This is a genomic window from Chitinophagales bacterium (genome assembly GCA_019694975.1).
Lineage (GTDB): Bacteria > Bacteroidota > Bacteroidia > Chitinophagales > UBA10324 > JACCZZ01.
In genome coordinates this window covers 496982-521950 of sequence record JAIBAY010000001.1, presented here as the reverse complement: position 1 = coordinate 521950, position 24969 = coordinate 496982, and the positions used below count along the sequence as shown (strand labels likewise).

Annotated in this window: 22 protein-coding genes; 8 read left to right on the top strand and 14 right to left on the bottom strand. The window is 45.1% G+C overall.

What is annotated here, in order from left to right; translation table 11 throughout:
* Positions 1 to 49: 49 nt before the first annotated feature.
* The 7 genes from K1X61_01985 to K1X61_01955 all read left to right on the top strand — a co-directional run bounded on the left by K1X61_01985 (position 50) and on the right by K1X61_01955 (position 6130).
* Positions 50 to 235 (top strand): GIY-YIG nuclease family protein, encoded by a 186-nt coding sequence (locus tag K1X61_01985; protein MBX7107396.1) that lies wholly within the window; start codon positions 50 to 52, stop codon positions 233 to 235.
* Positions 236 to 924: 689 nt separating this feature from the next.
* Positions 925 to 1344: an SRPBCC domain-containing protein gene (locus K1X61_01980; protein MBX7107395.1), complete on the top strand. Its 420-nt coding sequence runs from the start codon at positions 925 to 927 to the stop codon at positions 1342 to 1344.
* A 68-nt stretch (positions 1345 to 1412) separates the two neighbouring features.
* Complete coding sequence (gene mutY, locus K1X61_01975) at positions 1413 to 2471, top strand: A/G-specific adenine glycosylase (protein MBX7107394.1); 1059 nt, start codon at positions 1413 to 1415, stop codon at positions 2469 to 2471.
* 251 nt (positions 2472 to 2722) lie between these two features.
* The gene (locus tag K1X61_01970) at positions 2723 to 3124 is read left to right on the top strand and encodes a single-stranded DNA-binding protein (protein ID MBX7107393.1); all 402 of its coding nucleotides are present in this window, start codon (positions 2723 to 2725) and stop codon (positions 3122 to 3124) included.
* Between the two features lie 26 nt (positions 3125 to 3150).
* Positions 3151 to 4509, top strand: coding sequence for a gliding motility-associated protein GldE (gene gldE, locus K1X61_01965; GenBank protein MBX7107392.1), 1359 nt, complete (start codon positions 3151 to 3153; stop codon positions 4507 to 4509).
* The gene (gene gldD, locus K1X61_01960) at positions 4506 to 5147 is read left to right on the top strand and encodes a gliding motility lipoprotein GldD (GenBank protein ID MBX7107391.1); all 642 of its coding nucleotides are present in this window, start codon (positions 4506 to 4508) and stop codon (positions 5145 to 5147) included. The genes gldE and gldD overlap by 4 nt, the downstream gene beginning before the upstream one ends.
* Before the next feature lie 89 nt (positions 5148 to 5236).
* Positions 5237 to 6130 (top strand): hypothetical protein, encoded by an 894-nt coding sequence (locus K1X61_01955; GenBank protein MBX7107390.1) that lies wholly within the window; start codon positions 5237 to 5239, stop codon positions 6128 to 6130.
* Between the two features lie 304 nt (positions 6131 to 6434).
* On the opposite strand, the gene K1X61_01950 is transcribed toward K1X61_01955, so the two are convergent.
* The 6 genes from K1X61_01950 to K1X61_01925 form a co-directional block, all read right to left on the bottom strand.
* Positions 6435 to 8102: a glycosyltransferase family 39 protein gene (locus K1X61_01950; GenBank protein ID MBX7107389.1), complete on the bottom strand. Its 1668-nt coding sequence runs from the start codon at positions 8100 to 8102 to the stop codon at positions 6435 to 6437.
* A 242-nt stretch (positions 8103 to 8344) separates the two neighbouring features.
* Entirely contained in the window at positions 8345 to 9550 is a 1206-nt protein-coding gene (locus tag K1X61_01945) for a hypothetical protein (protein MBX7107388.1), read from the bottom strand.
* A gap of 230 nt (positions 9551 to 9780) precedes the next feature.
* Positions 9781 to 10170 (bottom strand): VOC family protein, encoded by a 390-nt coding sequence (locus K1X61_01940; GenBank protein MBX7107387.1) that lies wholly within the window; start codon positions 10168 to 10170, stop codon positions 9781 to 9783.
* 146 nt (positions 10171 to 10316) lie between these two features.
* A complete protein-coding gene (locus K1X61_01935; GenBank protein MBX7107386.1) occupies positions 10317 to 10883 on the bottom strand; it encodes a CPBP family intramembrane metalloprotease in 567 nt (188 codons plus the stop codon).
* A 66-nt stretch (positions 10884 to 10949) separates the two neighbouring features.
* Positions 10950 to 11570, bottom strand: a complete 621-nt coding sequence (locus tag K1X61_01930) for a hypothetical protein (GenBank protein ID MBX7107385.1) — start codon at positions 11568 to 11570, stop codon at positions 10950 to 10952.
* A 3-nt stretch (positions 11571 to 11573) separates the two neighbouring features.
* The gene (locus K1X61_01925) at positions 11574 to 12002 is read right to left on the bottom strand and encodes a hypothetical protein (GenBank protein MBX7107384.1); all 429 of its coding nucleotides are present in this window, start codon (positions 12000 to 12002) and stop codon (positions 11574 to 11576) included.
* A gap of 262 nt (positions 12003 to 12264) precedes the next feature.
* On the opposite strand from K1X61_01925, the gene speB reads away from it, so the two are divergent.
* Positions 12265 to 13056, top strand: coding sequence for an agmatinase (gene speB, locus K1X61_01920; protein MBX7107383.1), 792 nt, complete (start codon positions 12265 to 12267; stop codon positions 13054 to 13056).
* 7 nt (positions 13057 to 13063) lie between these two features.
* Here speB and K1X61_01915 read toward each other — a convergent pair whose 3' ends face one another.
* From K1X61_01915 to K1X61_01880, 8 genes are all read right to left on the bottom strand, one after another.
* On the bottom strand, positions 13064 to 13609 hold the full coding sequence (locus tag K1X61_01915) for a GNAT family N-acetyltransferase (GenBank protein ID MBX7107382.1): 546 nt from the start codon (positions 13607 to 13609) through the stop codon (positions 13064 to 13066).
* 240 nt (positions 13610 to 13849) lie between these two features.
* Positions 13850 to 14611: an SDR family oxidoreductase gene (locus K1X61_01910; GenBank protein ID MBX7107381.1), complete on the bottom strand. Its 762-nt coding sequence runs from the start codon at positions 14609 to 14611 to the stop codon at positions 13850 to 13852.
* Between the two features lie 111 nt (positions 14612 to 14722).
* A complete protein-coding gene (locus K1X61_01905) occupies positions 14723 to 17296 on the bottom strand; it encodes a cation-translocating P-type ATPase (GenBank protein ID MBX7107380.1) in 2574 nt (857 codons plus the stop codon).
* 328 nt (positions 17297 to 17624) lie between these two features.
* Positions 17625 to 18641 (bottom strand): T9SS type A sorting domain-containing protein, encoded by a 1017-nt coding sequence (locus K1X61_01900; GenBank protein ID MBX7107379.1) that lies wholly within the window; start codon positions 18639 to 18641, stop codon positions 17625 to 17627.
* Between the two features lie 375 nt (positions 18642 to 19016).
* The gene (locus K1X61_01895; GenBank protein ID MBX7107378.1) at positions 19017 to 20279 is read right to left on the bottom strand and encodes a cystathionine gamma-synthase family protein; all 1263 of its coding nucleotides are present in this window, start codon (positions 20277 to 20279) and stop codon (positions 19017 to 19019) included.
* A gap of 238 nt (positions 20280 to 20517) precedes the next feature.
* Positions 20518 to 21495 carry a ferritin-like protein gene (locus K1X61_01890; protein ID MBX7107377.1) on the bottom strand — a complete coding sequence of 326 codons (978 nt, stop codon included), beginning with the start codon at positions 21493 to 21495 and terminating at the stop codon, positions 20518 to 20520.
* A gap of 252 nt (positions 21496 to 21747) precedes the next feature.
* Positions 21748 to 23409, bottom strand: a complete 1662-nt coding sequence (locus tag K1X61_01885; GenBank protein ID MBX7107376.1) for an FAD-dependent oxidoreductase — start codon at positions 23407 to 23409, stop codon at positions 21748 to 21750.
* Positions 23378 to 24832, bottom strand: a complete 1455-nt coding sequence (locus tag K1X61_01880) for a GHKL domain-containing protein (protein ID MBX7107375.1) — start codon at positions 24830 to 24832, stop codon at positions 23378 to 23380. Before K1X61_01880 ends, K1X61_01885 begins: the two co-directional genes overlap by 32 nt.
* Positions 24833 to 24969: the final 137 nt, after the last annotated feature.

Here is a 24969-nt window from a genome sequence, read left to right as displayed (position 1 = left end):
TCAGCACCGGTGAGAGAGTATCCTCTGGCACTCTATTTAAATATTGCTGATGTCTAAAGGCCGGATGTCCATATTGGAATGTGGCAATGGCGCTTACTATACAGGAAGCACCAATAATCTTGAGTTGCGTTTACAGCAACATCAGAAAGGTGAGGGGGCAAATTTCACTAAGAAACATTTGCCTGTGAAGTTGCTTTTTTGCGAAGAGTCTGAGAAAATAGATGAAGCGTTCTAGTGTGAAAAGTAAGTGCAGGGTTGGAGTCGCAAAAAGAAGTAAGCGTTGATAAATGGACAGTACGGCAAATTACCGGAGCTTTCAAAAAACTATGCCCGATTTGGTGCACCTGATCGCACCCTTCGACAAGCTCAGGGTACCGAAGAGTAATCGTTCATTTTGCTTGTTGAAACGAACAATACCATTTCGACAAGTTCAGTGCCTGAATCTTAGCCGGTGGCAGAGCCTGTCGAAGCCACAACTAATAAAGAGAACACCGCATGGCGCCAGCGTCCGCCGGTGTTTTCCATTTTACAGCGTCCGCGTTCTATCACTCTAACTCGTAGCTAACACAAATCGAAGCATAACCTCAAGGAAAGGAAGACTTGTGCGGGAATAAATGTTTTGTTCTCTGCAACACCATTTGCATTAAAAATCGGCACCTTCGCCAAGCTGCAAAAGGTTACCGGTATTGTTAGTGGCCCAGGCAAGTTTAGCGGTTCGTGCTTTGTATCAACTTTTGTCAGTTTTATTAAAATAACCTTGTGCTTATACATTGATGATTCCTTTTATTAAATAATCATAGGCTGCTGGTGTATACCTAACTCAAGCCTTGGCTAAAACAAACAGTCGTGGCAGCGACAACATATTTCACCTTGCCGATATTTCTTCCAAAGCATTATTTTAGCCCGTACAAATAATCTATTGTCATGGCAAAAACCATCACACAAAAAGTCGTGTTTAAAAACACTGCCACTAATGTGCTATATGAATTGTACATGGATGCAAAAAAGCATACGGCGTCAACAGGCTATCCCACCAGGATTACGGAAAAGGAGGGGACTAAGTTTACGGCAAGCGGCGGATATATCACGGGCAAAAACCTGCTGCTGGTGAAAAATAAGATGATTGTTCAAACATGGCGGGCTTCGGAATGGGAGCAGGAAGATCCGGATTCCATTTTCCTGCTCACTATTAAACAAAGCGGTAAGGATGCAATACTGCAAATGGTGCATGCGAATCTTCCGGATAAGCATGCTGACAGCATCAAGAAAGGATGGACTACCTATTACTGGAATCCATGGAAACTTTTCCTTGCAGGAAAACCGGTTCAGCCACAAGCAATGTAATCCGGCAGCAGCTTCCTGCAGTAAACAACTTATAAAACCTTTCTCAATTTTGTGCTTCTTGCACAGCAATGAATAATTCCTTTGCCAAAAAACTATTAGCATGGCATGCAGCAAACCCGCGCAGCATGCCGTGGAAAAATACGCACGATCCGTATAAAATATGGTTGTCGGAAATTATTCTGCAGCAAACGCGTGTGGAGCAGGGACTGCCATACTATGAGCGCATGACGAAAAGATTTCCTACGATTCGTCATCTTGCCGGTGCGGCCGAAGATGAAGTGCTGAAGCTATGGGAAGGTCTCGGTTATTACACACGTGCCCGCAACCTGCACGCAGCTGCCAGGCAGGTAGTGAATGAATATGATGGGCAATTCCCGTCTTCATATGATGAAATATTGAAGCTCAAAGGTGTTGGCGCTTATTCAGCGGCAGCGATTGCCTCCTTTGCTTACAGCCTGCCGTATGCGGTCGTGGATGGAAATGTTTTTCGTGTGCTTGCCAGGTATTTCGGCATCAGGGAAGCGGCGGATTCCACAAGCGGTAAAAGGATATTTTCAGCGCTGGCACAAGAGCTACTCGATAAAAAATATCCGGCAGATTACAATCAGGCCATCATGAATTTTGGTGCCCTGGTTTGCAAGCCTGCCAATCCTTCCTGTGATGCCTGCATCTTTAAAATGGAATGTGTTGCTTTTTCAAAAAATGCAGTGTTTGATTTTCCGGTGAAGGAAAAAAAGGTAACGATGCGTAACCGGTGGTTCAATTTCCTGGTGCTGGAAAATGAGGAGGAAATCATTGTGGAAAGGCGTGACAGTAAGGATATCTGGAAAGGTTTGTATCAGTTTCCGCTGCTCGAATCAAAAGCACCAATGTCAGGAAGTCGGTTTGAGCAGCATTGGAAGCGAAATACATTTTTTGACGGAAGGAAGCTGAACATCAGATCAGCTTCCGGCGTAATGCGTCAACAGCTGACGCACCAGTCTATTCATGCGCGTTTTTTCAGTGTAAAGCTGAAGAAAAGCCGTCTGCAGTTGCCGGAAGGATGGCTGAAGGTGAAAAAAAAATCGCTGGCAGGCTTGGCTTTCCCGGTGGTGATCAGGAAATATCTGGCAGCAGTAGAAAGTTGAAACAGGTAAGTCACGCTGTTATGCGAAGCCGTGGACTGGCATAATTTCAACATCTCCCGGAAATTTCCATGTTGTTAATATGAAATGCATGTAACGCAAATGTCCATCTCGTTATGCACTCTCCATATTGTCATCGTACCTGTTAAAACAAGATGGCAAGTCTGCCTTGTATGAGTAATTTTTTCAGGCATCGAATCAAAAAAATGTTATTTTAGCTCTGTATTTATTTCTTAACCCAAAATTTTATTCTTATGAGAGGCATTAACAAAGTTATCCTCGTTGGGCATCTTGGAAAAGATCCCGAAGTAAACCACCTCGAAGGTGGTATTGCCGTTGCAAAGTTCACGTTAGCCACCACTGAGGTGTACAATGACAAAAACGGCGAACGCAAAGAACAAACCGAATGGCACAACATTGTGTGCTGGCGGAAACTTGCTGAAGTTGCCGAGAAGTACCTTAAAAAAGGGAGTGCTATTTACCTGGAAGGGAAAATCAAATCAAACAACTACACAGACAAGGATAACATCAAGCGTTACCGCACCGAGATCGTTGCCGACACTTTTAACATGCTCGATCGCAAGCCCGAAGGTTCTGGCGGGACTAGTGAGCCTGAACCTGAAACGGTCGGGGCAGCGGATGACCTTCCCTTCTAAAGTTGTCTGACTAAAGCAAAACTCATTTGGATCTTACAGGCAGTGTGGCAGTTTCGGACCGGTTGATAGTGCCACTGGCACTTATTTATTCGGTTCCGGTAGATGTATCGTTACTTATTATATCAGTGATACTGCTGCTGTTTATCACCTTCCTGATTTCCGGGGGAGAGCATGCACTTTTCTCCCTTACGTCCCGTGAGTTGGCTGATTTAGAGAAGAAGAGTCCCCGCACGTTTCGCCATATACAACACCTTATGGCAAGGCCGCGTCAGCTGCTGGTGCTGGTTAAGATGTTGCAGATGGTGGTGAATGTAACCGTGCTATTCATTGCGGTAAGAATCGGCATTCACCTGTTTGGGGGCTCTTCTTTTTCCTGGCTGGAATACCTGCTTGAAATACTGGCATTAATCTTATTGCTGCTCGTTTGCCAGGAAATACTTCCCAAATTTTTCGGCGGTAAAAATAATATCATGTGGTCAAAGACCATGGGTACTCCGCTCTTCCTGCTGAGCCGGCTCTTTTTCCCGTTTACGGAATTTATTATTGAATCATCTTACTTCATCGAAAAGCGCTTCAGCAGGGCCAATGAAGGCCTTGAAGAAGAGGTGATGGAAAAACCCGAAGAGCAACTGGTGGAAGAGACAACAGGGCATGATGATGGCATTCCTATCATGCAGGGCATACTTAAGTTCCGGACGATAGTGGTCAGGCAGATCATGAAGTCACGCATAGATATGTTTTGCCTGAATGAAAAAACGGAATTCACACAATTGCTTAAAACTATTCGCGAAGTGGGTTATTCAAGATTGCCTGTTTATCGTGATAACCTCGATCACATCATCGGCATCTTCTACACGAAAGACCTGCTCGCATTTTTACAGGAACCGGCGAATCAGAACTGGCAGCAACTGATCCGCGAGGCCTACTTTGTTCCGGAAGGAAAAAAAATCTCACAACTGCTTTTAGAATTGCAAAGCAATCAGCGCCATATGGCGGTTGTCATTGATGAATATGGCCGCACGGCAGGGCTGGTAACGCTGGAAGACATCGTGGAAGAGATCATCGGCGACATACGCGATGAAACCGATGAAAAAATTGAACTGGAGTACACGAAGGTGGATGATAACAATTTCATCTTCGAAGCTAAAACACCAATCAACGACTTCTGCAAGATGATGAGCCTGCCTGAAGATTTTTTCGATGATGTGAAAAGCGACACTGATTCACTGGGCGGGTTGATACTGGAGATTCGCGGCACAATACCGCAGCCGAATGAATCCGTTCAGTATGAGAATTTCCTGTTCACCGTATTATCGGTAGAAAATTACCGCATCACTTCGGTGAAGGTGACGAGGTTGGAACCTAAGCCTGATATATTATCATGAAAAGCAGGCAGGCACAGTCAGTGATTACATCCGTCTTAGCAGGCAGTTCACGCGTCTCCGCGATTTCTTTTATCCTCATTTTTTTATTTGTGATGGGTTGCGGTAATTCCTATACGCCGAAGCCAAGAGGTTATTTTAAGATTGTTATGCCGCAAAGAGGTTATCAGCATTTCGAAAGCGCCACATGCCCTTTTACTTTTGAATATCCTACCTATGGCGTCATCAACCGCGACACGGTTTTCCTGGATACCGTGCCCGACAATCCCTGCTGGTTCAATATTTCCTTTCCTGCTTTGAATGGGAATTTGTATTTGAGTTATAAGGAGATAGCAGGCAAGGAGATGTTGCAGCAACTGGTGGAAGACGCCCATCAGCTTACCTTCAAGCACACCATTAAAGCGGATTACATAGATGAAAACCTGCTGCACACACCTAATCATGTTTCGGGCATTTACTATGAAGTAGGTGGAAACGCCGCATCGGCAGTGCAGTTTTTTGTCACCGACAGCATAAGGCATTTTTTACGCGGCTCGCTCTATTTTTATAATACACCAAATGCCGATTCCATTGCGCCGGTGGTGGATTTTATCAAGCCCGATATCATAAAACTGATCAGTACACTGCAGTGGAAGGATTAACACCCTGCAACATGATAATTCATTCTGCCATTGATCCGCTCACAGTATATTTGTGATACTTTCATTCAGCAACTTTGTAACTGATCCCTGTGAAGTTCATCCGGTTAATTTTACTGCCGCTCATTTGGTTCTCTCCATGCATTGCTTTTGGGCAGGCAACAACATTTCTGCAATTTTCATCGCTGAATGCCGGGTTGCAGCTGTGGTCGCCGTCGGAGCCGGCAACGCTGAATAAAATAATGTTGTTAGCCAGCCAGACGGATGACTTTACGCCCATTGAACTTGATGAATACCATGAGGGATGGATCAGTATCAGCGGAAGCAGTAAGAACGGAGTGCCGTTTGTTTTGCCCGACGATAAGGTGAATACATCGGGGGCGTTTAAATCCATGCGGTTTTATTGCCAGGCCGGTTTTGTTCCATACAGCAAGCGAAAGGAGCAATACCTTTATAACCGTGAACTTTTATTCGGACTTTATTACCAGCCGTATGTAGTGCATCGTACCAATTTCATGAATCGTGATACAATTCGTACCGATTCCATTTTGGGCAATTACGTTTATTATACAGAGTGGTCTCCCATGTTAGGGCTTTCCGCAGATTATATTTTTAAAACTGATCCGGCGAAGCGGGCTGGCGCTTATTTTGGTTTTGGTGCAGCAACCGGTATTGCTGTTCATCCTGTTATCCTGGAGAATTACGGCAGCTTTTCGCAAACCATCGTATCCGATACGTTTTCAAATGGTATCAATACGGTGCAGTATTTTGAAGGCATATCGGATACGAAGAACACAATTCCTGCCGTCACCTCTTTCCTGTTGGAGATGAGATTTCCATTCGGCGGCTCATTACGCATTGCTGATCAGCTCAGCCTCTTTGCCAATATAGAGGGCAAAATCAGCAAGCAGGTGTACCTGAACGGTGAATCATTTGCCACAAGGTTTGGTATTGCCGTTTCATTTGCATTGCGGTTTGGTTTTTAACACGGAGTTAAGTCCCGCAAATATCCTGCAACAACAATTGGCTGACGCATTGATGCTGAAATGGAAAATGATTCATCTTTCTTAAGCAGTGTTGCTGCTTGGTAAAGTCCGGATTTTTTCAAATACAAGCCCATAGTCCGGCGCTTGACTGAAACTCAAAAATAAAAACATCATTTACGGACAGGCGGAAGGGAAGTTGTTCATCTTTTGTTTTACAAAAAATACAAGGCATCAAAAACTCGGGTCGGCGGTACAATTATTTTTATGTAAAGCGCGGACTTATTACTCTGCAGCTATTACACGATTACTTACCTGCAGGCAGTATAGGATTTGTTGATACCGGCGGTTCGCGTTTGAAGAAAGCGAAACCGCCTTCACGATACAAAAATGTCAGCTGCTCACGATCCTGCATTTGCGGCAGTGAAGTTGTTTTAACAACAAAATAGGCGGTTCGATCCAATGGTCCTTCTGTCAGCCATTGCTCTGAATTACTCTCTTCCCTGCGGCCCGGTGGCTTTTGAAAATAGAAATAGTGGGCATAGCTTTTAAATCCAACAGGTATAACATAAACATCTTTTCCTTTCAGATGCTGATAAAATTTTATGGCAGGCCCCTGTGAGTAGGATTCTATTTTAGGAACAACAGCTTTCAGATATACCAGGAGAAATAAAGCGGTGGCGCCAAAAAGCACCAGGCTTCCGTTGCGCGTCTGATTGGTCCACAGCAACCATACGGCAACGATGATTAACAGCCAGTAAACAATGCCAATCATACCTTCATAACCGTTCCAGGCAACAGGTGTGTGAAGGCAGTCAACGGCAAAAGGATCGTTGATATACGGAATAATTAACTCAGGGTGTTGTGCTACCCACGGTGCAGCAGTAAATGCGATGGAAATGATTGTTCCAATAACAAGTGTCAGCAGCAACACCGATTTGCTGACACGCTGTTTTTGTTGCCATGACTTGTCCAGTGTTAAAGCCGCTAAAAATGAAAGCGGAAAGTAGGTGAGGGAAGAGTAGTGAACAATTTTTGTTTTAACCAGCGAAAACAATATAATCACCACCCAGAATAGAATCAGCATCCAACGATGCATGTCCGTTTTTTCTTTCTTTGGATGGCCGCTGAACAGTGCCGGAAGTGCTATAACAGACATTGGGAAGCAGCCAAGAAAAACCACCACAAAATGGTAATAGAGCGGACCACCATGGCCGGCTACAGGTTTGGTAAGCAGTTCTACCTGGTACTGTATAAACTGTGAGGTGAAATTCCATCCGTTTTGATAGACATCAGTCAGGAGCCATGTGCCGGTGGTAATAATGTATGCGAAGGCAAAAAGCAACAGCTCTTTGATTTTGATCAAGGGCCTGAAGCGTGTAACGATCCAGTAAGCGCCGCCGCATAGAATAAAGACGAGGAGCGCAACCGGGCCTTTAGTAAGTGTTCCCAGTCCGATAAAAATTCCGGCCAGAATGGCTTCCTTATAAGCTATGGAGCGGTACTGATCGGCCGTCAGCAACTGAAGCTGAAAGATGCCGAGGAAGATGAAGAAGTTAAATACCGGATCAATAATGCCTGACTTGAAATAGAGATGTGGGAGCAATGAACCTGCCATGCAAAGGCACCATAGCCAACCAAGGCGGGCACTGTAATATTTTCTTCCTACTAAGTAAAATGTCATCAGGGTAATAATACCGGTTATGGCATCAGGCAGCCTGGCTGCAAATTCATTGATGCCCAGCAATTGCATGCTGATTACCTGTAACCAGATAAACAACGGAGGCTTTTCCCAGAATGGCTGATAGTTGATTTGTACCTGCGCATAGTTGCCGCTGGCAATCATCTCGCGCGCACTTTCCGCAAAATTGATTTCATCCCAGTCAAACAAATGAACGGCGCCCAAAAAAGGGATGAAGAATAATGCACCTGCCAAAGCAATCAGCAAAGCGAACGGAAATGATCTGGCGGGCATTATCAGCTGTTTTGGCGGTTAACCTGAATTGTTTTAGTGCATTCAGCACGCAGTGCGCGGCAATTTCATCTGCTTTATATGTTCCTGATAAATATACACTAATGGATGAAATATCTGGTGGCAGTCATTGATTTCATCATGTCTTTAATCGTAAAGTGTTATTTTTTTAAATGAAAAAATCGTTTGCCTCTTCACTTCACTGGAACCTGGCTTAAGGGTAAGATGCAACAGGCAAGCTGATCTTACAACCTGTTTCGCATCGGCCGTATCTGAAAAAAATAGCTGAAGAGCAGAATGCTCATAAGGATGCTGACAATTGCTATAGCGGCAATGCCGGCCATCCTGAACCACTTCGTTTTGTTTTCATCAATGAGTGGCATCATCGGTGAAGGAAAACGTCCGTCATACCTGAATACCGGATTCACATTGATCTCACTGCCGTCGGGGAAAAAAATGCGCGTTCGCACATAAGAATCCCTGGGCTGCATGCCATAGGAAGCTTTCTTGTTCCGGTCGACTGATGCAAGCAATTTTCCTCCCTGACCTACAAAGCGAAAGGAAGCGGTATCGCTTACTGTAATATGCAATGAATCACCGGTTGTGCTGATTGATTTAATATGCACATGGCCCTGTTGTGCACGGGCCACTTTTTCATCCATGGTTTCACCCGGGATTTCAGGTACCGAAACGGCATAGCAACGACCGGCCTTTAAAGACGCAAGGATGTTTTTTTTGTTTACTTCTTTTACCGCCACCCATGTAAAGTTGCGCCCCACCTGCTTTGGATTGGTTATATCATGTGCGTCATCATTGGCAATACAAAATGCAGGCTTGCCGGCAGATAGTGCGGAGTCCCATGCTGCAATGGAACCCGACGGAAAGATTTCAATACAATGATAGCCTCTCAGGAAGGAGAAATTATGCGGCCTGTAAGCGTTCCTGTTGTTGGGGTGATTGATGGCAATGACATTGCTGTCGCCATCCTGCAAAAGTGTGAGGATGTATTGCTTGTTATGAATGGTTTGCGGAAACAGGAAGTCTGACCAGGTTATTTTCGTACCTCCCAATATGTTCTGATGAGTCTTCAGCAAACCAAAGCCATGCTCATAAGCCTCCACATAAGCGGGGTTACCGGTTCTATCTTCCTCAATGCAATGATAATTTGAAATGCACCGTACCGTATAACCAAGCTTCTTGTACAGACTGTCTGCCGCCGCGGGAGTAGATTTACCGTTGGTGATACCTGACCAGGCACTCGTGTGAGTATGAAAATTACATTTGATCCAGCTGCAACTGTCAATACCTGCATAGGGATTGTAGAATAAGGGCCCGGAGAATTTTTTAGCGGACGGGAAGTTGTATTTCGGACAAACGAGGTACTGATAAGCTGCCAGCAGCAATAGCAGCAGGGGAATAATCAGTAGACCTCGCAGTTTATGTTTCATCATACATTAAATGATCCAGTTGAAGTTTTTGCCGTTATCATTCAATCATGTTCCGGTAGCAGCATCGAGGAAAAGTCGCGGAAAAGTTAGACTGGTTATGAATTTGTGTCATGCTGACAGTCGCCGTCCGGAGCCTGCACAATGGATTCCGTTCATGGCAGAAGTTCGTGATTCAGCTTAGCTGCAACAGGACAAAATCCTGTAAGGATAATTTTTTCAGGACAACCGTCATTTCATAACTTTTCATCAACAGGTTCCCACAATTCAATTTTGTTGCCTTCAGGGTCCATGATCCAGCCAAACTTCCCGTATTCATAAACCTGCATCTCACCAACAATCTCCACACCTTCTTCTTTCAGCACCTTCAGTAATTCTTCGAGATTTTCAACACGGTAGTTGATCATGAATGATTTTGTACTTGGGTCAAGATAGGAAGTATCTTTTTTAAAAGTGCTCCAGGAAGTGCTTCCTTCTTTTTCCGGATGTTCTGCATCGCGCCAACGGAAGATAGCTCCTCCCCAGTCATTCATCTGCATGCCAAGATGTTTTTCATACCATGATTTCTGACTAGCCGTGTCATCGCATTTAAAAAAGATACCACCGATGCCTGTTACTCTTTTCATTGTTTCAATAGTTTATTGGGTGAATGATGAATTGTTTGAAATTCCACTTAAAGATATTCATTTTATGAAAATTTGATGACACCGGAAAGGGTAAAAGCACTGCCGGTGACAGGAGGGAGATGATTGCCGACGCATGCAATGTAACCCTACACTACAAAGCGTTCCAGTGTAGCGATGATATTGCCTGTCATGTGCATGGTAATAGGAGTCAGCAGTGATTTTGTATGTTGCCTGGCATATGCATACAAGGTGGCATCAGAGAAGGTCTGTGCCACTGCAATATTTGATTGCAGGGTATTTTCATAAGCGAAGTTATGGGCGATTACAAATAAAACAGCCTGCAGCGCAATGGCCAGATGGATATTCAACTTCATTTTCTCCAGCCTGTACAAGAGGAGCCCTCTGAAAAAAAGTTCTTCTGCCACCGGCGCCAGTAATACGGCCCCTGTTATACGGATGACAGAAGGCAACCAGCTATGTTGCCATGTATCAACCTGCAGGTAAGCGGTTTTGTACATTATTATTTCAATGAAAATGATAAAGATCAAAAATGACAGGCACCAGACTGCATACCTGAACAGGGAAACGGGTGGTTGTAAATAAATGTCATTGCGGCTGAATCGCTTCAGGCGCAAAAACAGGTAGATAACTGATATCAGGACAATGAAGGGTGAAATCCTGATCAGGGCGGAATTGATTTCTTCAGTCATCATATAAATTGCTGGTCTGTTGGGTATGATAATATGTGCAAGCTGTAAATTGTAAAGTGCCGGAACAACTTATAGATTACCAATCACTTTCACCAGCCGCTTGCGCTGCGAATCCTTGATCACTTCCGGCAGTCTTTTTAACAGCGCTTCCCTGATAAGCGGTTTCTCGCGTTGCTGAATATGTTTCAATGTTATCTCTGCATACATGGGAAGCTGATTAAGCGGGCAGGTCAGCAGTTGCCTAATCAGGACGGGTAAAACTTTTTTGGCATATTTTTCCGACGATGCCAGCTTTGCAAAAATACCAACAGCATGATCACGGGCGATAACGGAATCTTTCTCTGCGCCGGCTTCAATTTTAGGCAGCACTTTAAATAATTCACCCGGAATTTCCTGTGCCACATAGTCAAGTGCAGTCATGGCACCCCACAACATCCTGTTATTGCCGGTTTCAATTAACCTGATGAAGTCATTGTAATAAGGAGCAATCATGGCAGGATGAATGGCTGCTGCTTCATACAAGACCTTTATACTGTCATGCCTGATGTTTTTGTCTTTGTGCCACAGATAGGAAACGAGCTCTTTTACTGCCGCATGATCAGCTTTGGCGGTTATCTTTTTTGCAAGAGCAATATTCGGTTCTTCGTCGCGGCGGTTCATCGAAGTCGCCAGCTGTGCGATAACAGGCATACGCTATGACTTTGGTAAGGTGATCCTTGAAATCAGCAGGCACAGAAACACAAGGCCGGTAAGTATGATGGGAGGCAGGAAAGTAAAATAAGCCATGACAGCAAAGCAGATTCCAAACACCAGTAAATTTATGATGATGACGCCATTTAGTATGTCCGGCGCTGTTTTCATTCGCAGCAAATGCCAGTTCATCAGTGCTCCCAACAGGTAAAGCAAGGCGAAGCACGCGCTGAATGCCGTTAAAATATCCTGCGTGGAAGGTGTGAAGCCGGCACCCATATCCGTTTTGTAGGTTTGCATCAGCGCTATCAACTGCCGTTCAGTGTCATTCGCTCCGACAGGTGTAAAAAAGAAACTTGCTGAATGTGCCAATGCAGTGATTGCCTGAAACAGAATGGCTCCTTTGATCCAGAAAGCATATTTTTTGATCATCAGAAAATCGATTGGGTTAACAATTTTTTGTGGTGTGGCCGGCCATTGCAATCAGGAGGACTGAGCATCTTTTTTGGTATCCTGTCATCATCAGTCTATGGATGGTGAAAATAGTTAATTATATTTTACGATATAGCTTGAAAAGCAATGTCGTTCAGCAGCAAGAACTGTATATTAACAGGTTGTTAAGCGATTGCCTGCCGTCAGTCATGCCGCGTACTGACAAGAGGCAGGCAGTACTTATTTGCTATATCTTTAAAATATGGTTCAACTTCTCGGTATACCTTTCGATGCAAATTCTTCTTACCTGCGCGGACCTGCATTGGCGCCTGCGCTCATCCGTAAGATGTGGATGGATGGCTCGTCGAATGATTTTTCAGAGCAGGGAATGGAAATCAGGGAAGGGATCAGCTTTGTAGATTGCGGCGATCTTGAGTTTCCGGATCAGCAGTCTGTTACAGCGTTTGAAAATATCCTGCAAAGCGCTGGCAGGTTATTACAACGTGAGAAAAAAATATTTTCGCTGGGCGGAGATCATTCTGTTTCGTATCCGCTCATCGCTGCTGTTGCAGGCTTTCATCATCCGTTGCATGTGCTGCATATTGATGCACATGCCGACCTTTACCATAATTTCGATGATAACCCATATTCGCACGCTTCCCCCTTTGCAAGAATCCTGGAGCGCAATCTTATTGCATCGCTGACGCAGGCCGGTATACGCACGTTAACCACGCATCAGCGGGAGCAGGCAAAAAAATTTGGTGTTAGCATCATTGAAGCAGCAGGCTTCAGCCATTCATTTGTTGACGAACTGAAAGGCCCGTTGTATATCTCTCTCGACCTTGATGCACTTGACCCGGCCTTTGCGCCCGGCGTTTCGCATCATGAACCGGGCGGGCTGAGCACGCGGGAAGTTATTGACATGATTCAGCGGATACATGTGCCTGTTGTGGGTGCTGATATTGTGGAATATAATCCGCTGCGTGATACACATCAGGTGACTGCAATGGTGGCGTATAAACTATTTAAGGAACTGATGAGCAAGATGTATTAGAACAGTATCATGGAACTTCTTGTTGCGATTTCCGCCATTGCTGTTCTAATGCATAAATGACAAATCCATCCGCAGCGGACTCCTGCCTGAATCCGTTCCGGATCAGCAAAGCCAGCGATCTTATATTTTGCGGATGGACATCAGCAAGTATACGCCTCAAATGCATGTCGTGAAAGCCATAATCAATCACGGCGTTCAAAGCTTCCTGCATGAGCCCCTTGCCCTGGTAGTCGGGGTGTAAGACGTAACCCGTTTCCGCTTCTTCTTCGGCTTTGTTGATATTCCATATGCAGATGCTTCCGATCATTGCAGGCATTGGATTCAGTTGAATGGCCCAGAAGATGGATTCATTGGCAGCAATGGCCTTGCTTATTTTCTCAATGAAAGCAATTGCATCTTCCTTGCTTTTTGCTCTCGGCGAGTCAATAAATTCCAGGATTCTTTCATCGGAGCGGTGAACATAAACTTCACCTGCATCTGCAATCGTCAATGGCCGCAGTAAAAGCCGCTTGGTGGTTAGTAGCGGAAATGGGGTAAAGTTCAGTGTGAGCATGATCAGATTTTACAGGTGAGAAGGTTGTTGCGAATGGCTCCGGTATTACACTAGCTGTGACCGGCAAAGCTTGTTCTTTTTTTCAGCAAAACTGCCAACCTTCAAAGAAACAACGTCTTAGCATCATGGAATTTTTCCATTTCAAAATGCAGGATGAACCTGAAAATGAAAGTTAGTTTGATACTTAGCCGTGCATGTATAGATGGTAACAGCATGTTCGCTTATTAACAGCGCAGGTGATCAGAGGTTAATGCCGCCGGAAGCTTCAATGCGTTGACCGGTAATCCAACCTGCAGCATCAGAGCACAAAAATGAAACGATGCCGCCAATATCCGATGCCTGTCCGACTCTGCCCAGTGCCGTCAGTGTTGCCATCATTGCTTTCCTTTCCGGGTTGCTTCTGAGTGCGGCATTATTGAAATCCGTTTCAATCGGTCCGGGTGCCAGTACATTAGCGGTAATTCCCCTGCCACCAACTTCTTTCGCGAGATATCTGGTGAAGGTTTCTATGGCTCCTTTCATGGATGCATAAACTGAATATCCCGGAACGCAAAACCGTGTCGTGCCTGTAGAAATGTTAATGATTCTTCCTCCGTTATTCATAAATGGCAGCGCACGTTGGGTGAGGAAGTAAACACTTTTAAAATGGATGTTGAGGAACCGGTCAAAGTCTTCTTCCTTTACTTCTGTAAACGGAATCGTTGCTCCAATGCCGCCATTATTAATCAGGAAATCAAAATTTGACCGCTGCCATTTATCATCAAGTAGTTTCAGCAGCATTTGAATGAATCCGTCTAAGGCATTAAAATGCGCAGCATCAAATGGGATTATTCCACACTGCCTGCCCATGGCTTCAATAGTGCCGGCCACATTTTTAGCAAGTTCTTTTTGCGAGCGATAGGTGATGATTACATCATGCCCTTCTTCCGCCAGGCGAACAGCCATATTGCTTCCCAGGCCCCTGCTGCCTCCAGTAATGAGTGCTATTTTATTTGTTGTCATATTGATTGTTTTCTTTCAGCTGCCGAAGGTAAGATGCGATTGGGGAAAAAGGCATCTGTTTTTACGGACTGCATTATTTTTTTTGCCGGTAGATATGCTACTGATGATGATTCAGGCACAGCCTTTCTTCATGCGGTTTCTTTTAAAGTATTTTTCTGCTTCCACTGCCCAGAACACGATACCCGACATGATAAGGCAAAAAATCAATTCAGAAAATGAAAGCGGACGGGTACCCAGTATTTCCTGCATAAATGGAACATAGATCGAGGCAACCTGTAATACTAATGTAAATAAAACAGCAACAAACAGTTGCCTGTTGCCAAAGACACCCTGGCTGAAAAGTGATTTTGTATCACTTCTTATTGCCATGGCATGGCCCATTTGGGAGATACTCAGCACAGTAAAGATAATCGTCTGCCAGTTGTCGTTACCAAAGAACAAAGCGCAGGCTTGTATGCCAAAACACACCAGGCCCATCAGGAAACCTACCCATAGTATATGAATGCCAAGCCCACCGGCGAAAAATCCTTCTCCCTGTTTTCTTGGCGGTCGATTTAACACATTCTCTTCTGCAGGTTCCGCAGTTAAGGCAAGGCCAGGTAACCCGTCGGTCACCAGGTTGATCCATAGTATCTGCACCGGCAGCAAGGGTATCGGCAATCCCGCCAGCGGGGCAAGGCAAATGGTCCAAAGCTCACCCCCATTGCATGCCATTACATACTTTATAAATTTTTTGATATTATCAAAAATCCTTCTTCCTTCCCGCACCGCATGAATAATGGACGTAAAGTTATCGTCGAGCAGGATCATATGAGCGGATTCTTTCGAAACATCTGTGCCGGTGATGCCCATGGCAATTCCGATGTTCGCGCTATTCAGCGCCGGGGCATCATTCACGCCATCTCCGGTCATGGCCACCAGTTCGTTTTTCTGTTGCAGTATCCTGATGATCCTGAGTTTCTGTTCAGGTGAAACACGCGCATACACTTTTACATCACCTATGATATCAGCATATGCATCATCTGTTAAAGCGTCGAGCTCCGCACCGGTCATGAGCCTGTCTGATTCTTTGCGCATGATACCTGTTTCCATGGCAATTGTTTTTGCCGTGACAGGATGGTCGCCGGTAATCATCACCGGTGTGATGCCTGCCGTATAACAATCCATGATTGCTTGTTTTACGCCCTCTCTGGGCGCATCCATCATGGCTACCAGCCCGATGCAGCGTAACCTGCATTCAATGGTGTCAATGGCAATTACATTCGGCAAAGTGTTGAGTATGCCAATGGCATAAGCCAGCACGCGCTTGCCTTCTTGCGCAAACTGAATAGCTTTTTCTGCCACAGGATCATCCAGGCGTGGATGGCAGATTTCCAATATACTTTCGACGGCGCCTTTTGTCACTATCAGCCACTTGTTATTAAAAGGATAAATGGTGGTCATTCTTTTTCTTTCAGCATCAAAAGGCAGCTCATGTGTCCTTTTCCCATGGGAGTAAACCGGGTGATCAAAATTGCTGCTTGCATAGCTGGCAAGGGCAATTTCCGTTGCATCGCCGATGAGGAGGTCGTTTTCATCTTTTACCACATCATGGTTCATAGCCATTGCAAGCAGCAACAGTTCTTTGGAAGATAAATCATGGAGTCCGGTGGAAGAGGGTGAGAGCCAGAGGTCAGTCACCTTCATCTGATTTTGTGTGATGGTGCCGGTTTTATCTGAACAGATGTAGGTGACAGCACCTAATGTTTCCACTGCCATCAGTTTCCTGATAAGTGCATTTTGACGTATCATTCGTTTGGCACCTGATGCAAGGGCGATGGTGATGACGGCAGGTAAGGCTTCGGGAATAGCAGCCACCGCGACAGAGATAGAAGTGAGCAGCATAGTAATGGCGTTTGCTCCCTGTTTCCATCCTGCTGTAAAAAGGACTATACAGATGGCGATGACGATGATGGACAACTTCTTTCCAAAGTCATCTAATCGTTTTTGCAATGGCGTCAGTTGTTCCTTCTCCCTTAGCAGCTGCGCTATGCGGCCGATTTCCGTATTCATGCCGGTGGCTACTACAATGCCTTCCCCGCGGCCGTAGCTGACAATCGTGGATTTATAAGCCATGTTAAGCCGGTCGCCCAGCGGGAGATTGGGCAGGTTGATTGCATCCGTGCGTTTTTCCACGGCACCTGATTCACCGGTGAGCATAGCTTCTTCAATTCTTAATGAATGAACCTGTGTCAGCCGGATGTCAGCGGGCACTATGGTACCCGCCTCCAGCAAAACCACATCGCCCGGAACCAGTGATGCAGCCGGAAGCTGATGTATGTATCCTGCCCTCCGCACCGCCGCGAATGATGCAGATAATTTCTTCAATGCCTCCATTGCTTTTTCCGCACGGTAATCCTGAACAAAACCGATCACGGCATTCAGTACCACAATGGCCATAATTACAATGGCATCTTTTATATCGCCGGTAATTATTGATATCACTGCTGCCGCTATCAGTATCAGTATCATTACCTGCTTCAGCTGACGCAATAGTATTAAGGCTGCAGAAACCTTTTTCCTTTCTTCCAGCTTGTTTTCCCCATATTGCTGCAAACGCAGTTCGGATTCATCAGTGCTCAATCCGTCAGCGCTGCTGTTATACAATTCATAAGTTTCAGCCACCGGTAAGAGATGATGATTCATGGATTGCTGGTTGATGGATGCATATAAAACGGCCGATGATGTTGTAACCGGTTGTCAATACTGGATTGTGAAAATGAAATGATTCCACCGTGAACACTGCGTTCAGCCAACGGAGCCGAACCGTGACGGTGGCAAAAGATGTTAGCTGTTGTGTTTAATGGAATCACCCATCTTCTTACGCTCTGGCCTGTTTTCATTGTTCCTGCATAATGTATACAGATCACCACACGATCTCCCAACATCACCACCGGATACCTTCATGCCGCCTGCAAACTTGTGCAAGGAATTTGTTAGCCGCCGCTCATCATTGCTATGCATTAGTTTCTGCTTACCAGATAACAAATTTTACCAGTTCACGTACTCCGCCTGCATTGACTTCCAACAGGTACATACCGGCAGATAGCTGAACCCTGTTAAACTGAAAATTATTTACACCGCGATGAAAGGGTCCGCTGTATACTGGCTGCACATTATTTCCGGCCATGTCGAGCACATTGATTACAGCAGCACCGGCATTTTTAAAATTGACGGTGATGATTGCTGCATCTGCAACCGGATTAGGACTGATGCTGATATTTTGCACGGCATTATTTTCAGCAATGAAGGTGCCCTCGCTCTTATAAGCTACCGATTTGCTATGAATGGTTTCGCTTTGCGAAGTTGTTGTTGTTTTTACGATTTCCAATATGGGACTTTTACCACCGGCGGTGTACCAAATCCATGATGACGTAACATCATGGTTGACTGTTGATGAACCGAAGATGTACATGGAGTCTTTGGCATCGGTATTGGATTTTACGCGAAGCACATTGTTATATGTACCTGTTGGAAGGATGAGTGTTCCATAGGCATCAGCAGTAAGTGTATGAGTGCCGAAATGATAGTTTGTAAGGCCCAGTATCTCATATGAAGCTGAAAAGGGATCTGTTAAAGTGGAATTGTAAGTGAATGGAAATGAAATCAATAATTCAGGATTGTCATATACTTCCACCATCACGCTTCCTCCTATACCTAATAAACTCTGAGAGGATTCATTGACATTGTAGTATATGTATAAACTGTTCAGTACATTCTGAACGATGGAGGCAGAAGGGAAAGAGGATGCAAATGGCGTTCCTTCCGGTGCAACATATTCATAAGTAACTGTTTCGCCAGATGGGACAAGCGAACTGAAATTCCAGGTAATATTCGCTCCACTGTTTCCGGGTTCAACACCTGTAGTATCACAACCCTGTGCAACAAAATTGTCACCTGCATCAGGGGTATTGGCTGATGTAATGGTAATCTGCGCATAAGAGGGCAACGTGAGCCATAATGCCAGAATAAAGGTTAGCAGGAGTTTCATGGCTAAAGTGATTTATTGAAGCATAAAATTAGAACTGCTGCCAGCCATGAAAAATGACAATGGTCATTTTGCAGAATAAATAGGGAAGTTATTGCCCGAAAGCAAAGTGAACAGCACCATTCACCAAGATGCAACAGTATAACGATTAGTGAAGGAATGGCGATTTTCGCTGAACAGGCGCTGTGATGCAACCGGTTGCATCCTTCTGTATGCAGTAACTCAAAGCAGCATTCGCTTTAGCACTCACGTTGAAATATTCAGTGACTGCAAATCAGTTTCTTACCTGCAATAATGAGCACGCTGTGTACACTTCGTACAATAGCCTCACGGATTTTTACTGGTAGATCCGGAATTATAAACATTTAATTGCGCTGACTACTGCAATTGTAATTTGGCTAATGCCTGCTCCAGATCCCAGATGATATCATTATAGTTTTCCACACCAATGGAAAGCCTGATAAGTTTATCCGTTATTCCCATCTCCATCCGCTGATGTGGTTCAACGCCTGCATGTGTCATGGTTGCAGGGTGCTCCGCCAATGATTCAGTTCCGCCAAGGCTCACCGCCAGCCTGATCAGTTTCAAAGCATTCATAAAAATAAATGCTTCCGTTTCGCCACCTGTAATTTCAAATGAGAGCATGGCACCCGGTGCAGAACATTGTCGTTTAAAGATTGCATATTCTTTAGTGTCTTTCGGAATCAGCCCGGGGTAATTTACCTTTTCGATCTTGGGATGAAAATTCAGGAAGTCGGCAACTTTTTCTGCATTGAATGTCTGTTGTTCCATTCTGACCTTTAATGTTTCAAGGCTGCGCATCAGCAACCATCCGGTATGTGGTGACGCCATATTGCCTAAAAAGGTCCTCAGTGTTTTAACCCTGCCAATCAGCGCTTTGCTTCCACAGCAGGCGCCGGCTATCACATCACTGTGTCCTCCGATATATTTTGTGGCGGAGTAAATAGAAAAATCAGCACCTAACTTCAAAGGGTGTTGCCAAAGCGGACCCATGTAAGTGTTGTCAACCGACAGATAGACCTGCTTATTCCTGTTGCTGTATTTATCAGCAATAGCTTTGCAGCAGTTTATATCGATGAGTGAGTTGGTGGGGTTCGCGGGTGATTCCACAAAAATCATTGCCAGCTTATCCGCCAATCCGGTTTGTTCGATCTGGTTTTCTATCTCATCCTGTTCCATGCCGGGTTTAAATGGCAGCACATGTACACCGAATTTAGTGAGGAAATGATTGATCAGGTGATCAGTTCCGCCATATACAGGAATGCTGAACAGCAGCAGGTCGCCGGGTTGAAGAAACTCCAGCAATACGGTGGAGATGGCAGACATACCACTTTCAAACACCGCGCAGTCTTCCGCTTCATCCCATAAGGTTAATCGGTTTTCCAATATTTCGAGATCAGGATTATTGATGCGGCTGTAAATCAAACCTGGCTTTTCATTGATTCTTTTTTCGCGTAAGCCATAGGCGACTTCAAAAAAGGATTTGCCTTCTTCCGCACTCTTGAATACAAAAGTGCTGGTCTGAAAAACAGGCGACTTAATGGCGCCTTCTGAAAGTGATGGCTTGTATCCATACGACATCATCAGGCTCTCAGGCTTGAATTTATGACTGGTTTCCATTGTGCTTACACTTTAGAGTTGAAGTTTCACCGCCGGATGATTACAATAAAAAACCCTAAACGGTTTTGTAGCTATATCATCATACACCAATAACTTTACACTATAAAATTACGCAACAATTGTTAATGGATTAACGGAAACCGTGAAAGAATTCCTGTACGAATAACCGCAGCGATTATCACCATTCTGCTGACTGCCGGCACACCATATCGATACGCAGATAGCAGATTAAAAGGATTCAAGGGTGCAACAACGCTATCCTTTCTTCCGGAGATAAGTAGCGGAAAGTTGGTCCGGCATTTCCCGCCTTGCCAATTAAAGGTAATTGCATGAGCGTGATGGCAGGTTTTTTCAGCATATACATGATGCGAATCGGTTCGGCCAGTGATGGCACCTCGCTGCTGAATGCCACCTGCATGGCATCCAGTAATTCACTGTATAGCATGTTGAAACGGTAATTGATTTGCCGCGCATCCTCCGAGAAATATTTTTCATCCGGATCCCTGCCCATGTTCATCACCTCCGCTTCATAGTGCCAGAGATTTTTCGCCATCAGGTCGCGGATAGTAATAAATTTCCAATAGTGTGTGAGTTCATGATCTTTGTTATACAGTTTCCCGGAATGACCTTCACCCTGATCAATTATTTCGTCCAGTGCATTCAGTGCATCCTGCCTGCTGTGCACTGTATAAAGTGTGCCTTTACCGGGATTGAAGGAGTTGTCAACCTGTCTTCCTCCGGCAAAATCAAGATCACTGAGTGAATCATGGCGTATGAGCGCTGCTATCTCATCATAAAATTCTCCTATTGTACTCCATCCGTCGTCATAGTGTTTCTTCCCGGCCAGTTCTTCCGGCATCTCTATCTGCGCGAAGTTTGCAACAGCCTGTGGGCAGCATTTATCCAGGTGAACGATGAATGCATTATTCGTTTTGCTGTGGCCCGGCAACGCAGAGGGAAATGAAGGCAAGATGGATGGATCATTGATGAATGGCGTACCGCCGATAGCATTCAATATGTTGCATGCCATTGCCATGTGCAGCATTTCTTCCCGGATAACTGACAGGAAATAGTCTTTTACATGCAATGCATTTTCTGAGTTACCATGAATGCTCCAATAGGCAGTGAGATATGGCGGCAAAGTGGAATGTTCGAGTGCTATTGCGGTATGTAAGTGTTTTTTGAGATCAGATAAAACCTGCTGCTTCGTCATCATCTGTGTTTATGAATTTTCAGGGATTAACTGCAATGAATGGCCGATGATCATTTTTGCAACATCTTGCAACGTTATCTTCTTCTATTGTTAAAGTGTCATAAACTGTGTTGTTACGGACTGCGATTGACCGGCCATAATTTTAATAACCGGCGACCTGTGTCTTATACGGAAGTTTCATACAAATCTGCCGGAACATTAAAATTTGATGCGGCTAAACCTTTACCGCGAGTCTCTCCGGCAACAGTTACAAGATTACATTTCACTCAGGTATTTCCGCACGAAACGTATGGCCATGGCACCTTCACCGACAGCGGCAGAAATTCCGGTCATGGCACCATAACGCACATCGCCTGAAGCGAAAATTCCGGGCACGCTTGTTTCGGCTATGTAAGGATCGCGCTGCAGTTTCCACATGGAATGAAATGATTTTGTCTTCTTCAGGTCACTCCCGGTAATGATGAATCCTGCTTCATCTTTCAAAACAATATCATTCAGCCACGCTGTGCCGGGCCTTGCACCGATATAGATAAAAAGGGCTTTTGCAGGTACGGTTTTTTCTTCACCGGTTGCACCATTCTTCAGCGTAATTCTTTCCAGTTCCTTTTCGCCTTCCACTTTTGCAATTTCTGTGTTTGGATGCACATAGATGTTGGGTGTCTGGCTGATATTTTCCGCCAGGTAATTTGCCGCCGTACTTCTGATGGAATCACGCCGGATCAGCATGTGCACTTCGCTGGCAAACTTGCTGATGTGCAGCGCAGCCTGGCAGGCTGAGTTGGCGCCGCCGACAATATATACACTTTGATTTTTGCATGCGCGTGCTTCCACGGAAGCTGCGCCATAGTAAATGCCCGCACCCGTAAAATTTTCAATACCCGGAATATCCAGCTTCCTGTATTCCACGCCGGTCGCTATCACGATAGATTTCGTCATTACCTGTATGCCATCCGTCATCTCCACCATCTTGTAACCATTTTGAAGGTGGATGTTTTTTACACTCTTGGGCGTCAGTATTTCTGTTCCGAATCGAAGGGTTTGTGCAATGGCGCGCTGACTGAGTTCCGCACCGGAAAGGCCTTTGGGAAAACCAAGATAATTTTCAATCCTTGCACTGCTGCCGGCCTGCCCGCCAGGGTTGCTCTTTTCAATCAGTAATGTTTTAAGTCCCTCGCAGGAACCATACACGGAAGCTGCCAGTCCTGCCGGCCCTGCACCGATAATCAATACATCATACACTTCATGGCTGGCGGTTTGCTGCAGTCCAACCCGGGATGCAAGATCGGGCAGGGAAGGATCTGCCAGGAATGAGCCGTCTTTCAATATAACCAACGGTAGCTGGGCAGCCGTGATATTTGCGCTGCTAAGGTATTGATCCGCTCCTTTATCGGATTCCGCATCCATCCATAAAAAAGGAATGAGGTTTCCGGAAAGAAATTCTTTCAGCTTATGTGACTTGGGCGACCATTGAAAGCCAATGATACGGATGCCTTCATGATCAGGTTTATAAAGGGCGTTCCACTCATCGAGTAAGTCATCAACAATGGGATAGAGTTTTTCTTCCGGTGGATTCCATGGTTTCAACAGGTAGTAATCCAGCTTAATCAGGTTGATAGCCCTGATAGCCGCTTCGATATCGGAGTAAGCGGTGAGTAAAACAGATTTTGAATCGGGATATATTTCCTTGGCCCTGGCCAGAAAATCAACTCCTTCCATCTCCGGCATACGCTGATCGGAGATGATCAGTGCCACTGTTTCATTTTTAAGGTGCAGCTCCCGCATCAGCTCCAGTGTTTCCCTGGCTGATGCATTGGCACTGATACGATAAGCATCACGGTATTCATTTCTGATATCGCGCTGTATGGCGTGGAGCACCTGCTGATCGTCATCCACCAGTATGATGAACGGTAGTTTCATCTCTCAGTTGTTTTATTTCACCGGTCGGCAGGCAGATGAGGAACTCCGTTCTGCCCGGTTTTGAATTCACTTTGATTTCCCCGTTGTGATGCTTGATGACCCTGTTTACAAGATCTAATCCTATTCCAGTTCCTTCGCCTACTTTTTTGGTGGTGAAGAACGGATCAAATATGCGTGAGAGTATATCCGCGCTGATGCCCGAACCATTATCAATGAACTTGATATTTGCATCCTTATTGTTGAAGCCGGTTTCAATAAGTAACTCACCGTTCTTAGGCATTGCAAAGATCGCATTGTCAATGATGTTGGTCCAAACCTGGTTAAGTTCGCCTACATAGGCAGGAATGGCAGGAAGATCTTCAGCGAAGATTTTTTTAACCGAAATATTTTTTTCCCGCAACTTGTATCCGAGCAGTGTCAATGTGTTTTCTATATCCCTGTGAATATCCGTGAGCTGCAAATCAGCGGTACGATCCATGTGAACATGGCTTTTAATGGCACCCACCAGGTTGGAAATCCTGGAAGATGCTTCATCAAGGTCTTTGATGACACGTTGAGAGCTTAACAGGTTTTCAATCCAGTAAAGCACATGTATGAAAGCTTCCTTGCCGGCATCCTTACAGATGATGCCAAGATCTTCACCGGAGAATCCGGCATCCGCAAATGTTTCACCAGCCAGGTTGCCGGCAGCCGGTGCATGTTCTTTGAGCCAGTCATAGATTGCATCTTCTTTTTCCAGCTTTTGCATCGGGCTGAGTTTAGGTCTGCCGCTGAGTTCCTTTTCTTTCTGCAGCACCATGCTGCGGATATTCCGCAAGTGATCTGCACTGATATTGTATTGCAGCAGTTTTTCAGTTAAAAGGTAATTTTCATCGAGCCGCTTGCTGAGTTCTGCAGATATCCTGTTGATGGCGGCAGCCGGGTTATTCAACTCATGTGCGATGCCGGCTGCAAGTTTACCCAATGCGTTAACTTTTTCATGCTGCAGCTGCGTAGTGGCAAATGAACGGGCACGTTCCGTCATATAACCGATAAGCCGCTGAATGAGATCTGGATTGAGTTGCTCCAGTGCGGCAAAGTGTATCTTATTCATACGGATGCTGCGCAGCTTTCCGTTGGCAATAGAGTAGCCGGGAGAAGCTTTCATCCTCGAATAAGGCAGTAAGCCGGTGGCTCCACCGGTGGCTTCATCGTTGGCAAATTCAAAAAAATGGACCAGCGTTCCATTATTATTCATGTAAAATGAAAGTTTGCCTTCAATGATAAACATCATGAATTCGGGGGTCTCACCGGTTTTCATAATCACTGTTCCATCTTCATATTCTGAAGTCACGGAATGATCAAGAATCCATTGCAGGTGGTCATCAGGCAGGTCGCTGAGTGCGATTACTTTTTTTAATTCGCTGATGGTTACTGGTTCCATACCATGTAAAAATATCAAATTGATTCAGTGCGATCGGAATTCGCTCTATAATTTTTTGTTTTAATCCGATAACCGATACGGTGCGGCGCAATCACCGGATATGCAATGCAGCTATGACGGAAATTTTTGAATCCTCC